Here is a 13721-nt window from a genome sequence, read left to right as displayed (position 1 = left end):
CTTATTACTTGGAAGGTTTTTTTTATATCTATATAAATATTTCTCAACAAAATTCACGGTATTTTTACAATCTTTTAATATTTTTTATGTTTTCCGTCTTTATTTTTACAGAAAAATAAATTACATTATTAAAGCACATATATTTATTATTAGGGGGATTCTTCTATGAAGAATAAAAAATGGATTACATTTTCTTTAGCAACAGCAATTACACTAAGTATAGGGACCTCGTTCATACCGTCTACTTATGCCGAAAGCTCTGTAGACCCAGCTCCTGAAATTGCTGCAAAAGTTGTAAATCAAAACAATGGGAAGAAAGTATTATTCGATAATACACACGGTCAAACTGCTGGGACAGCTGACTGGGTTATTGACGGCGGCTTTTCTGACTTCGGAAACGGCATTGCAAAAAACGGTTATCACGTAAAAGAACTTCGTAAATCAACACCTATTACGTACGAAGACTTAAAAGGTTACAATGTATTTATCGTTCCAGAAGCTAATATTCCTTACAAAAAATCTGAGCAGGACGCTATGTTACAATATGTAAAAAATGGCGGTAGTATCTTCTTTATTGCCGATCATTACAATGCAGATCGTAATAAAAATCGCTGGGACTCTTCTGAAGTATTTAATGGATATAGACGCGGTGCTTGGGATAATCCAGCAAAAGGAATGTCTAATGAAGAAGCAAATTCACAAGCTATGCAAGGAGTAGAAAGCTCTGATTGGCTATCTGACAACTTCGGTATTCGCTTCCGCTACAATGCACTTGGTGATGTTTCAGCGAAAACAATTGTATCGCCTGAACAATCTTTCGGAATTACAAAAGGTGTTTCTTCTGTAGCAATGCATGCTGGTTCTACTCTAGCAATTACAAACCCAAAACTAGCAAAAGGACTTGTTTACCTTCCAGAAAATCCATCAAAATGGAATAACGCTGTTGATAGTGGCGTTTATAATGGCGGTGGTATTGCAGAAGGCCCATATGCTGCAATTGCAAAAGTAGGACTTGGAAAAGCTGCCTTTATTGGTGACTCTTCTCCTGTTGAAGATGCTACGCCAAAGTACGTTCGTGAAGATTCTGGCCAAACAAAGAAAACTTACGATGGTTATAAAGAAGAAAACGATGCGATTTTATTAGAAAACATCGTAAATTGGTTATCGAATAAAGAGACATTTACAAGTTTAGATCAAGTAAATGGTTTACAGCTTGATTCACCTACAGCTCTACAAACATTTGAACAGCCAAGCTTATCAACAGAACCACAACCTGAACCTTGGAGTGCACCAAATGCAGGTTATCAATGGTTTAATACAAATACTTTTAAACCAGGTTCATACGGTTATAACGGTGCGGTAACAACAAGCGACTACGTCGTTACACACCCTAGCATTCTACCAAACAATGAAATTTTCCAAATGAAGATTCAAGTAAACAACTTACTACCTAATACAACTTATAACAACTATTCTTTAGGTATATTCACTACTGGTGGAACACAAGTAGCAAAAATTCAAAATACAAACGGCACTTGGCCATCTGCTTTTGGATATAGTAGTGCCTTCTCTTTCACAACCAACAGCTTAGGCTCTGCTGAGAAAGTTGTAAATGTACAGATTGATTCAAATACAACTGGACAAGCAACTCTTCGTCTACGCCAAAATACAACAACGAAATATAATGAAACTGTAACGATTAATAAGAAATAATGAAAAAGGCAATCCATACATGGATTGCCTTCTTCTCACTTCTCTTCCTTCGAGAAAAACATTCTTGAAATAACGATACCTATACTACCGACGATTAGGAATAACACTGCCCTAATCATCATCGATACCTCTGGTAAGTCAAGTAGGAATAACTTCCCTACCGTTACTACTAATACGATTAATCCAGCATATAATATTTCATTCATCTGTCTATAACGGCCAAACCAAACTGCAAATAACGCATATATCATCCATAATAACGATACAGATACGCTAATTATACTTCCATCTGTAGAAAGAACTTCACCAATTCTAGTGATTGTAATAAATACAATGACCATTAACCAGTAGAGTGCTATAGAGTACACATACTTACCAAAACTCGCTAACACTTCTTTCGCCTGTCTCATGCAATAATAGAACGTTCCTATTAAAATAAGATGAGCAACAAAACCTGCCGAAATAAATTGATCAAACGGGCTAAAAATCGTCTGTATCATTCCAATTGCGTAAATCGTTGCACTAACATACAACTTTATCTGTTGTTTTCCTTTAATAGAAGTAACCATACCGAGGAAACCTTGTAACAATAGTACGATCGCTGCATTCACTAAACTATACTCGTATAAAATCGCTAAACTAAATGCTCCCATTGCGAAACCAAATAAGAGATTTGTAAATGTAGAATGTCTATTTTTCCTATATTCAAATACGAACATAGCGGCATGCACGAGTGCACTAATAATTAATCCCCATGTTGTAAAATCAGGTATTTTTGAAATAGCTAGTATAAAGAACACTGCATTCGCACTAAATATCGCCAAACGCGGTTCTGGTATAAAACTTCTCTCCGTAAACATATGCCAAAATAATAGTAAATGAATCAAACCATATACAATCGTTAACTGTATTTGCAAGTTCTCTAATAATATTGACATAACAGCAAAGAAGACAAAAAGAACAATGGCCGCAACAGCGTAAGAAATCATATATAAATATTTATAACGATTTTTCAATCCATACCATAATAAACTAAGTGTTAACACTGTCTCATATCCAAAGAAAATATAAGGATTAGGAGTCGTACTATTTAACAAGAATGGCACGAAGAACGCTCCTACCGCTACGAAGATAGTAAGGTATTCCGAGTTATATCTTTTCGCTAAATAAATCCCTAAAATAACCCATGCAATATTAAAGAGAAACGCGATACTTGCCGGAATAAATGCATACAAATAATGTGCCGCAAACGTCGTTAAAACAATCCCCGAAATACTTCCTCCAACCAATACTAATCCTAACGCCTGCCGCTCTCTTTTAATTTGAATATCTCCTATATAATACAAACCGATAGATAATGCGATACCAAACACAATTCGTATTGCTGGTGTTAATAAACCAGCATCTACCCCTGCTTTAAATAACCAGATCACTCCAAGCAACATAATACCGACAAATACACGCGGTAACCACGTTTGACAAAACTTAATAATATTAAATGGCTCTGGTTTAAAAGCAGATATATCTACTTGTTTTACCTCATATTCTTGCACAGGCTCTTTTATCGTAACTATTTCTTCTTTTGGCTTTTCCTCCATTACCGTTTCAATATATTCTTTCTTTTCCTTACTAACATGTTGCTGAGCGTTCTCTACTTCTATTTCCCTTTGCTTCACTTTTAATTCAGCAAGTGCTTCTTGAATTGTTTCAATTGCCGTTTCGAGTGCTTCTATTTTCTTATCCAAATCCTTCTTCATACGCTACCCCCTTATTCGTAACTCTCATTAAACCTATATATTACCAATTATCTTTATCATACTCTTAGTCTATTCATTTTCAATAGTATTTTTTCCAAAAAAAGAAAGATGCCTTCCCAAAATAGGAAAACACCTTTTTACTCATTTATTCTTATTTAGAACAATGCTAACGATGACACCAACACACACGCCTATAATAGCTGGAACTATCCACCCAACACCTTCTGTATAAAATGGAATGTATTTTAATACTGACGTCCACTGATTCATCATTACATTTTTATTTAAAATATCAATTGCACTAAATATCGCTACAAACCAAACAGTTACTGCATATACGTATGCATACTTCCCAATATACTTATGGAATAACCCTAGAATAATAAGCGTTAATGCAATTGGATAAATAAATCCAAGAATTGGTACTGATACTTTTAAAATTTGCGTTAATCCTAAATTAGCTAAGATCATACTAACAACGCTTACTATAAATGCCCACACTTTATAAGATACTTTCGGAAATGCACTCGCAAAAAATTGACTACAAGACGTAACAAGTCCAATTGAAACACATAAACAAGCGATAGTAAAAATAAGACCTAATAAAACGACTCCGCCCTGTCCAAATAATGTAATCATAACTTGTGCTAACACTTTCGCACCGTTATCAAATGTTCCTAATGAGCCACTAATTGCCCCCACATATCCAAGGATGACATAAATAATAGATAATAATAGTCCTGCTCCAATTCCAGCAATACTCATATATTTCGCTAAACCTTTATCATCTTCAATACCCTTTGCACGTAATGCATTTGCAATCACAATTCCAAAAATTAAAGCAGCTAACGCGTCCATTGTTAAATATCCATCTAAAAATCCTTGAAACATAGGAGCTTGTCCATAATTCCCCGCAGCCTCTTTCACGCCACCTACTGATGTAAACATACTTTTTATAAAAATAATGGCAATCATACATAATAATAATGGTGTTAAAACTTTCCCAAACAAACCCATTAACTTAGATGGTGATAAACTTAACCAATAAACAATACTAAAGAAAATAACTGTATAAAACAATAATACTCCGCTTCCTGCTTCAGGGAATAACTGACCTGGCCCCATTTCAAAGGCTAAACTTCCCGCACGTGGTATACCAAGCCCAGGTCCAATAAATACATACACGATACATGGAAAAATAATTGCAAATGAAGAATGAACTCTACCCGCTAACGTTTGAAAACTTCCTGCTTTTGCAATAGAGATAACACCTAATATAGGAAGACCTGTTGCTGATATAATAAATCCTACTAATGAAATCCACACATGTTCTCCTGCTTCATATCCAAGAAAAGGTGGGAATATAAGATTCCCTGCTCCAAAGAACATCGAAAATAACATAAGACTAATAAGTAAAATTTCTTTTTTCTGTAACAATTTCATTTCTTTCTCCTTCTTTAATTTTATCTCTTATGAAATCAATTCCACATATAAAAAAAGTACAATAACCTGCTTCCTTACAAAGAAAACATAGTCCATAGTCTATCACAAAAGAAACACCCCTTCTATAGCTATCCCCCTTTTCCAATTTCTTCTGAAAAATCAACCTTTATTGACTTATAATAGTTAATAAGGTAAAATATTAAATGTACAAAATTATTAACTTTGTTTTTGTTTGTGTCAGGAGGAAAATAAAATGGAATCAACGATACAACTAGAAAGAGAACAACAAAGAAAAAAGAAACATCCTCCAGGTTTATACTTACTCTTCTTTACAGAAATGTGGGAAAGATTTAGTTACTATGGATTACGAGGATTATTAACATTATATTTAACGACAGCTTTAGTAAGCGGTGGTCTTGGGTTTAGTCCCGCATGGGCACTCTCTATTTACGGATTTTACACTGGAGCCTGTTATTTCACACCAATGATTGGTGGATACTTAACAGATCGTTTTCTAGGTAGACGAAAAGCGATCACAATTGGTGGTATAACAATGGCAATCGGTAACCTTACACTATTTGCCTTGCAAAACCAATTAGGCCTATACCTCGGATTAGCGCTTATTATTATCGGTAACGGATTCTTCAAACCGAACATCTCTACACTGGTTGGAGAATTATACGAAGAGAACGATCCAAAACGTGATAGTGCATTTACCATTTTCTATATGGGTATTAACGTCGGGTCATTTTTAGCTCCACTCGTTTGCGGATTTTTATCAGAAAATTTATTCAAAACAACAGTTGATGGCGTTGTACATTACGGATTCCGTTACGGTTTCTTAGCCGCTTCAATCGGAATGATTATTGGACAAATTTTATTTACAACACTATCAAATCGCTTCCTTGGTAATATTGGTAAAAAACCAACTCGCGATTTACAAACAGCTGCTGGACAACCATCAGTAGGAGATACACCATTAACAAAAAAAGAAAAACAACGTACCGCAGTTATCGTCATTTTAACATGCTTCGTTGTCTTCTTCTGGGCTGGCTTTGAACAAGCTGGTAGCTCATTAACATTATATACAAACAAATTTGTAGACCGCTCTGTGTTCGGATGGGAAGTTCCAACATCTTGGTTCCAATCGGTCAATCCATTATTTATTATTTTGCTTGCTCCAGTCATTTCTGCATTATGGGCAAAACTTGCAACTCGCAAGCGCGGTGATTTAAAAATCCCAACTAAAATGGGACTTGGGATGATCTTGCTCGGTATCGGTTATATCATTCTCGTTATCGCTACATTAAAAACAGGTAGTGATGAACATAACATTACAGAAAAAGCAAACTTACTATTTATCGTCTTTACGTATCTTTTCCATACGTTAGGTGAGCTATTCTTATCACCTGTCGGACTATCAATGGTTAGTGCGCTTGCTCCGGTAAAATTAGCATCTTTACTAATGGGTGTATGGCTAGCAAGTTCAGGTATCGCCAACATTTTAGGCGGACAACTTGCAAGCTTCACAACTTCACTTGGATACGCTGAAGTATTCACAGTTATTGGCGCTGTGGCAATTGTATTAGGTTGTGTTTTATTATTAATTTCTAAGAAATTAGTGAAATGGATGGATTAAAAAAGATGAGGAATTTCTCCTCATCTTTTTTTATGCTGTTTTACCTTTTTCGATTGCTTGTTCGTACAGCTCTTTATGTTCTTTATATTCACTTGGTACGAAACTCTTATAGAAGAATGAGAACCAGCTGTCTCCCTTTTTATACCCTTCTTCTCGAATTTCCGCTGCTTTTTTATTCGATTTAAATCCTTCAGTAAACCATTTCTTTAACAATTCATTTCTTTCATACTTAGCAGGAACTTTTAAATCATAGTTTTCAAATGCATACTTATAGCCAGCTTTTTCTACTGCCTTTTTTGTAGATTTATAGCCTTTTTCATACGCTGTTTCATATGCCTTCACGTATACTTCTTTCTCTCTATTTCCAGGATTCTTTTCAGCTAATTCTTTCCCTGTCTTTTCCCCTAATTCAGCTTGCTCTTTTTCAATTTTTTCTACTCTTTCTTTATTCCCTACTTTGAACCCGTCTGCAAAGTTTACCTTAAACTCTGGAGCAACTTGACTATCGTCCATCGTCTCTTGTGCTAAACCTTGTTCTTTTCCTTTTTCAAAATGCGTTTTCTTCTGCTCTTCTAAAGACCATGCGGCTGCATAAGTCGCTTTAAACGCTTGTTTATATGCATCAGATTTTCCAGCTACATGCACTTCTGCATCATTTTTTCCTGCTTTAAAATCAGTTTCTCCATTCTTTTGACCTTCAAGTTGACCTTTTTCCATATCAGCTTGGCGCTGCGCTTCCTCTTGTTTACGTGCCTCTTCAGCTTTTCTTTGTTCCTCGGCTACACGTTGTCTCTCTTCTTCAGCTTTACGCTGGGCTTCTGCATTACGTTGTTTTTCAGCCTCAGCTTTACGCTGTGCTTCTGCAGCACGTTGTTTTTCAGCCTCATTATTGCGCTGGGCTTCTGCTTGTCTCTCAGCTTCTACAGCACTATTATTATTCTGGCTAGGAGCTGGGCTCGTTGCACCACTACTAGAAGCTGGTTTATTGTGATAATGATATTCCCCGTACTGTAATCCCCATTTCTCACAATTTGTACGACACGTATGTCCGCCATTAGCATCTGTACGCCCTGGATGCGCATAAGCTGAAATTGGAGCTACCAATAACGCTATACTCGTTGTTAAAAGAAGTTTCTTCACCTGTTGTCTCACTCTTGTTCCTCCCAAAATATAGAATTCTAACTTTATTATACATAAATAGAAGAATACTTAAATACCAACCAAAATATTCTATTATTTCTCAACATTAGTAAAAAAGAAGGTGAACTCTTTAAAGAGTTCACCTTCTTTTTTTACTTCTTCACCTTCGTTCCTACTAAATCACCAGCAACAACATAACGCTTAGAATTATCCTTTACAGATACACATGTAATAAGCGTTATCTCATCTTTCCCATGATCCTCTACAACTTCCCACTTATCAGGAGTTACTTCAGATACACCAGTAACCGCATACTCATATTCATTTTCATTGTCATACAAATAAATTTTATCGCCTTTTTTCAAAGAAGCTATATCACTAAATAAAACACCTTTTTTAGACATGTTATGTCCTGCTAGTGCGTAATTTCCTTTTCCCATAACTTGATTCTCTTTTACTGTCGCTGCACCTGATAATAAGTTTTTTTCAGTAGAAGCTTTCAAAACAGGCAGTTCTACTGAAACACTTGGAATCGAAATACGACCGATTACTTGTTTCTTATCTAATGATGCATTCGCTACTTCCGCCAAGTCTGGTTGATTAATTTTGGAAGCATCTACAAATTCCGTCTCATGCTTTTCATAATCCATCTTTTGAACAGCCTGCACATTTTCAGTCTGTTTCTTTTCAGCCTGATATCCATCATAAAATGGCTTTCCAATTAACACGCCACCTACAACAAATAGAAGGATTGCTACTATACTATAAATTCTTTGCTTATTCATATACAATTCCTTTCCCTTACAAAATCTTACTCTATATAAAATGATAAAATAATATCGTCATATGTACAAGTATTAGCTTAAAAAGAAACCTTCTTGCCGGTGCAAGAAGGTTTCTTTTTAAGCTAATTTATTTCTGTATAGTGATACGTGAAATACTGTCATTTGAATAAAGAAAATCGAAAATAGAATATATAATGGGTATCCAGGAAGATATTCATTAATAATAGGCGAAAAAGTTAAAAATCCAACTGCACAAGGTAACACAAACCATAACGATACAAATGTTGTTCGGCAAGCTTTATCCGTAATCGCTTTTTCACGTTCATCTTCTAGTGGAAATAATAATGGATACATCCAAAAAGATAAATTCTTATATTTTTTCTTTTGAATTCTATAAAAAATTGTAACTATAATTGCTCCAATAAATAATAAAATGAATGGTACTCCATTAAACCATACTTCAAATGGGAATTTCTCGTTTTTAATTATATCTGCTAACTCTGTAATGACACTATAAAATTCAACAAATGTCCAGCATGCTAAAGCAGTATAAAGCACGTTTATGATATAAGAAAAAACAATTCTATTCATCCTCTTCCCCCTCCTTATTTAAAACAAACACATCTTCCATCTTTAACTGAAACACATCACAAATCGTAAGTGCTAATAACAACGAAGGAACGTAATCCCCTTTTTCAATTGCTGCAATTGTTTGTCTCGTTACTCCCACCTTTTCTGCTAATACGCTTTGTGTAAAGTTAAAACGAGCTCTTAATTCTTTTACTCTGTTTAAAATGGTCAAATTTACCACCTCTTACCATTATTGTATGCTATCCTTAACAAAATGTAAACTCAACTTAACATTATCCTTACAAAAAAATCCAACTTTACGTATTGTAAAGTTGGATTGCATATTAATTTAAAATTTTAACTTTAACTGATCTTCTACCCCACTCATTAGCTTGAGCTGAATTTGGCATTAATAGATCAATGATATGCCCTTTTATTGCACTACCAGTATCTCCAGCAATTGCTGTTCCATATCCTTCTACATATACAGTAGAACCTAATGGGATAACAGATGGATCTACAGCAATTAATTTCATGTTTGGATTTGCAGTTAAATTATGTCCTAACTTAGATTTTACAGTTTCACCCGGTTTATAGCCGTTTTCAGATGGGTCAGCTGTATAAGCGGTTGCTGTTACGTAAAATTCTTTTCCACCTTGAGTTGGTTTCGTATCAGGCTTAGACTCTGTTTCTGTATTTTTTGCTACAGGTTCAGCTGGTTTACTAGCTTTTTCTTGCTTTTGCTTTTCAGCAATTTCTGCTTGCGCTTTCGCTAAAGCTTCTTGCTCTGCTTTTGCAGCCGCTTCTGCTTTTGCGCGCTCTTCTGCCGCAATTCTTGCTGCTTCTTGCTCACGAGCAATCGTTTCTTGTACTGTCTTCATATTTGATTCAATTTTAGCTTTTTCTTCTGCTGCTAAATTAAGTTGACTTGCAACCTCATTATATTTAGCTTGAACTGTTTGTAAGTTATCTTGACGTTTTTTCAAGTTATCTTGCAGTTCAGCTTGCGATTTTGCTAATTTTTGTTTGTCTACTACTAAAGATGCTTCTTTTTCGTCAATTGTTTTCTTATCTTCTTCAATTTGACGAAGATCTTGTTCTTGTAGACGTAAAATTTCTTTATCAGCTTCTAGAATAGTAGAAACTGCGTTCATACGTTGTAAGAAGTCTGCAAAGTTTTTTGACTCTACTACAACTTCTACTACTAAACTTGTATTTGAACTGTTTTGAACAGAAACCATACGTTTTCTCATAATATCTTTACGAGCAAGGACTTTATCCTCCAAAACGATAATTTCTTCCTTTTTTTGTTCAATCTGCTTATGTGTTTCATCAATTTTACGTTGAATAGCAGCTTGATCCTCTTTATTTTTTGCAATTGTATTATTTAAATTATGTAGTTCGTTTTCGATACCTTTAATTTCTTTACTAACAGCTTGCTTCTCTTGCTCTTTCTTTTGCATTTCTGCATCGTTTTGTTGCAATTGCTGTTGCATGTTGTTAAGTTTCTCGTCGTTTGACTCTGCTTTAACAGCGACTGTACTAGAAAGACCGATAATTCCTGCTAATACTAGACAGCTGATTCGCTTAAAATAGTTCATAATCCGACTCCCTTCTTATACAGTTATACATGATTTATTTTACAGTTTGTTTACAAAACGATTAAATACAGTTTATTTTTCGTGACAAAAAAAAGAGAATTATGAATAAAATGTAATAGATTCTTAAATATTTAACAATTCCTATATTTAAAAAATACAAAAGATGCTAAAATCCAAATATAGAGAAAATATAACTTTCGAAGGCGGTTGAAATAAATACATGTTTACTCAAAAGAAATCACTCCAACATACAATTGCTCAATTAGAAGAGCGTATACAAGAATTAGAAGCAGAATTAAAACAAAAAGATATTGAAAAACAAGAGACTATTTCTACTATCCACAATCGTGTACAAAGCGTTGTCCACGAGCACCAACTTGTAAATAACCAACACAATACACTCCAAAATTTAGTTCAACAATTAAGTTCATGTTTCGAAAATGTTTCAACACGTACGACACATTCCAATGAGTTAAATAATGAAATGTTGCAAAAGGAACAAAGCTTAATTCAGTCTATTGCAGAAATTATTGACTGCTCTAATGAAGGAAAAGAATCCGTTCACCGCTTACTTATTGTAATTAATAAATTAGGTGAACAATCCCAACGCACGTCTAATAGTATGAATCATCTAAGCGAACGCTCAAAGGAAATCGAGCAAATTGTAGAAGTCATTCAAAACATTGCAGCACAAACAAATTTACTTGCTTTAAATGCGAGTATTGAAGCCGCACGTGCTGGAGAACACGGTAAAGGATTCGCTGTCGTTGCCAATGAAGTAAGAAAACTAGCAGAAAGTACAGCAGAAAGTACAAAAAACATAGGCAACTTAACGAAAAAAATTCAAGAAGAAATTGAAAAAGCATACGATAACACAAAAGATAATTTACATTTAGTCGATGAAGGTGTAGAAATGAGCGCCGATACAAATGCTAGAATTGAAAATATTTTAGTTATGATTCAAACGTTACAAAATGGTGCTACAAATGTTATTAAGGCTATTGAAAACCAAAAATCTTGTAATGATGACATATTACGAGAATTCGCTAACACACAACAAATGTTCCAAAAATTAAATACTACTATTATGAATCATATTCATGATGCTGAAAAAGTCGATGTTCAATTGTCTAAAAGTCTTCAAGGAACAGTAAATTCTTAATTAAAAATAAAAATCCCTTATACTGCTATGAGGGATTTTTATTTTATTTCGAATATTTATTTCTTTTCAATATTCATCCATATCTTTGTTATAATGGAAAAGTTGTTTCTTTCAACTAATAAACAAGGAGGTTATTATGGAACAATTTTACTACGTTTTAAAATATTTAATTCTCGGTCTGTTCCAAGGACTAACAGAACCAATTCCGATTTCTTCAAGTGGTCATCTCGTTTTAGCACAACATTTGCTAGGACTAAAAATAGAAGGGTTTAGCTTCGAACTACTTGTTAATTCAGCTTCATTATTAGCTGTATTACTTATTTATAGAAATGATTTAATTCGTCTAACGAAGAATGGTCTCTCTTATATATTTACAAGAGCAGAAGACGCAAAATCAGATTTCTTCTTTATTATTTATCTTGTTATTGCAACCATTCCAGCAGGTGTTATTGGTGTTTTATTTAAAGATTACATCGATCAGTACTTAAAAGGTGTGAAGATGGTTGGGATTTCCCTTCTTATTACTGCTGTCGGCCTTTGGATTATTAGAAATTTACGCGGTCGTAAAAATGATGGCGACCTTTCTATGAAAGATGCAATCATCGTCGGATTAGCACAAGCTTGCGCACTGATTCCCGGAATAAGCCGATCTGGTGCCACAATCGTAGCAGCAATGTTACTTGGTATGAAGCAAGAAACAGCTCTTCGCTTTTCATTCTTACTATACATTCCTGTTAGCTTAGGTGGCTTATTGTTAAGCATTACAGACATTGCAAATGATCCAAATCTAGACACATTATTCGTGCCATATGTTGTTGCATTCATCGCAACATTTATCATGACGTATATTTCACTAAAATGGTTTATGAACATTATGGCAAAAGGAAATTTAAAATATTTCTCTTTCTATTGTATTATCGTAGGTGTACTTACTCTTATTTTCTTATAAAATGAAACTTACAAATTGAAAGCGAGTCATTCTATTACACTAGATGACTCGCTTTTTTATACCTTTATTAAGTTAAAATCTATTATTTACTTTGAATTTTCTGAATAGTATAATATTATTTAAGTTCACTATTATAGTAAAGCTATCTTTCCTACTATTATCGTAAAAGAGGTGTTTATATGTTTATTGTTACTAAACTCATTCATATTAAGTACGGATATGAATGTGAGCTTCTTTATGGGCTTAAACAATATTATCCTTCTCCCGGAACGAACGGTTGTATTAACATAGAGTTTTCACATGTTCATCGTACAAATGATAAGACAGAATATATGATTCGTATGTTATGGAAAACACAACAAGATTACCATACATGGCTTTCTCAAAGAGAAAGAAATGTAACTTTGAAGCGCAAAATACAAGGCTATATCCTTTCTTCCAAATCAAATGCTAGCTATGTACATTAACCCTCCTCTTTTTATTCCTTACGAGGGGCAAAATGATAAAGTGAAACTTTAATCAGCTCTCATCAATCGGGCTGTTCACAAATAACGAGATAAGGCCCCTCTTACTTTTCATACTGTAAGAGGGCTTCTCTTATGCATACACTTTCTTCTCTTGACAATACAAACGAATAACATGTTTATTTTGTTGAAATACATCATGCGTCAGACGAATAATAATAAAGTTTCTTTTTGTTTGATCATCATGAACAAAAATCTGTTCTCCCTCCTGAAAACGCCATGCACTTTCAAAAGTCGTAATATGATCCCCACTTACAGAAAAAAGTTCATATCGCATCTCTTGTACCCTCTCTCAACTTATATAATCATAATATCCTCATATTAAATTTATTATAACTTAATTCCTATAAAATTAGTAATTATTTCTATTTCGAAAGATTTTAACTTTGTATTTAAATATTTTTAGCGCTATAATGATAAACGAATTTTTATTGAAAG

The 13721-nt window shown here is 34.2% G+C and carries 12 protein-coding genes and 1 pseudogene; 5 read left to right on the top strand and 8 right to left on the bottom strand.

Annotation, left to right across the window (positions count from 1 at the left end):
- Nucleotides 1–165 precede the first annotated feature (165 nt).
- On the top strand, nucleotides 166–1713 hold the full coding sequence (locus ACS2FK_RS21880; protein ID WP_000791513.1) for a DNA-binding protein: 1548 nt from the start codon (nucleotides 166–168) through the stop codon (nucleotides 1711–1713).
- A 35-nt stretch (nucleotides 1714–1748) separates the two neighbouring features.
- On the opposite strand, the gene ACS2FK_RS21875 is transcribed toward ACS2FK_RS21880, so the two are convergent.
- Together ACS2FK_RS21875 and brnQ1 are read right to left on the bottom strand one after the other, a co-directional pair.
- A complete protein-coding gene (locus ACS2FK_RS21875) occupies nucleotides 1749–3470 on the bottom strand; it encodes a DUF2339 domain-containing protein (protein WP_063546474.1) in 1722 nt (573 codons plus the stop codon).
- A 141-nt stretch (nucleotides 3471–3611) separates the two neighbouring features.
- Complete coding sequence (brnQ1, locus tag ACS2FK_RS21870; protein WP_023521188.1) at nucleotides 3612–4913, bottom strand: branched-chain amino acid transport system II carrier protein BrnQ1; 1302 nt, start codon at nucleotides 4911–4913, stop codon at nucleotides 3612–3614.
- Nucleotides 4914–5166: 253 nt separating this feature from the next.
- Here brnQ1 and ACS2FK_RS21865 point away from each other — a divergent pair, with 253 nt between their 5' ends.
- Complete coding sequence (locus ACS2FK_RS21865; protein ID WP_000446273.1) at nucleotides 5167–6552, top strand: peptide MFS transporter; 1386 nt, start codon at nucleotides 5167–5169, stop codon at nucleotides 6550–6552.
- Nucleotides 6553–6582: 30 nt separating this feature from the next.
- Here ACS2FK_RS21865 and ACS2FK_RS21860 read toward each other — a convergent pair whose 3' ends face one another.
- The 5 genes from ACS2FK_RS21860 to ACS2FK_RS21840 form a co-directional block, all read right to left on the bottom strand.
- Nucleotides 6583–7704, bottom strand: a complete 1122-nt coding sequence (locus tag ACS2FK_RS21860) for a YHYH domain-containing protein (RefSeq protein WP_001249808.1) — start codon at nucleotides 7702–7704, stop codon at nucleotides 6583–6585.
- Between the two features lie 140 nt (nucleotides 7705–7844).
- A complete protein-coding gene (locus ACS2FK_RS21855) occupies nucleotides 7845–8477 on the bottom strand; it encodes a class A sortase (RefSeq protein WP_063546472.1) in 633 nt (210 codons plus the stop codon).
- A 117-nt stretch (nucleotides 8478–8594) separates the two neighbouring features.
- Complete coding sequence (locus tag ACS2FK_RS21850; RefSeq protein WP_001080043.1) at nucleotides 8595–9068, bottom strand: hypothetical protein; 474 nt, start codon at nucleotides 9066–9068, stop codon at nucleotides 8595–8597.
- On the bottom strand, nucleotides 9061–9279 hold the full coding sequence (locus ACS2FK_RS21845; RefSeq protein WP_000154019.1) for a helix-turn-helix transcriptional regulator: 219 nt from the start codon (nucleotides 9277–9279) through the stop codon (nucleotides 9061–9063). Before ACS2FK_RS21845 ends, ACS2FK_RS21850 begins: the two co-directional genes overlap by 8 nt.
- A 112-nt stretch (nucleotides 9280–9391) precedes the next feature.
- A complete protein-coding gene (locus ACS2FK_RS21840; RefSeq protein ID WP_063546470.1) occupies nucleotides 9392–10648 on the bottom strand; it encodes a 3D domain-containing protein in 1257 nt (418 codons plus the stop codon).
- Nucleotides 10649–11279: 631 nt separating this feature from the next.
- On the opposite strand from ACS2FK_RS21840, the pseudogene ACS2FK_RS21835 reads away from it, so the two are divergent.
- The 3 genes and pseudogenes from ACS2FK_RS21835 to ACS2FK_RS21825 form a co-directional block, all read left to right on the top strand.
- A pseudogene (locus ACS2FK_RS21835) lies at nucleotides 11280–11810 on the top strand (methyl-accepting chemotaxis protein); the annotation flags it as partial.
- A gap of 136 nt (nucleotides 11811–11946) precedes the next feature.
- The gene (locus ACS2FK_RS21830) at nucleotides 11947–12759 is read left to right on the top strand and encodes an undecaprenyl-diphosphate phosphatase (protein WP_000434794.1); all 813 of its coding nucleotides are present in this window, start codon (nucleotides 11947–11949) and stop codon (nucleotides 12757–12759) included.
- Nucleotides 12760–12938: 179 nt separating this feature from the next.
- Entirely contained in the window at nucleotides 12939–13226 is a 288-nt protein-coding gene (locus ACS2FK_RS21825) for a hypothetical protein (protein ID WP_000471243.1), read from the top strand.
- A 130-nt stretch (nucleotides 13227–13356) separates the two neighbouring features.
- On the opposite strand, the gene ACS2FK_RS21820 is transcribed toward ACS2FK_RS21825, so the two are convergent.
- A complete protein-coding gene (locus ACS2FK_RS21820; RefSeq protein ID WP_001268332.1) occupies nucleotides 13357–13560 on the bottom strand; it encodes a hypothetical protein in 204 nt (67 codons plus the stop codon).
- Between the last annotated feature and the right edge of the window lie 161 nt (nucleotides 13561–13721).

Source organism: Bacillus cereus group sp. BceL220 (assembly GCF_051776965.1).
GTDB lineage: Bacteria > Bacillota > Bacilli > Bacillales > Bacillaceae_G > Bacillus_A > Bacillus_A cereus.
Note: the sequence above shows the minus strand (reverse complement) of the source record. Positions and strands in the feature narration are given on the sequence as shown.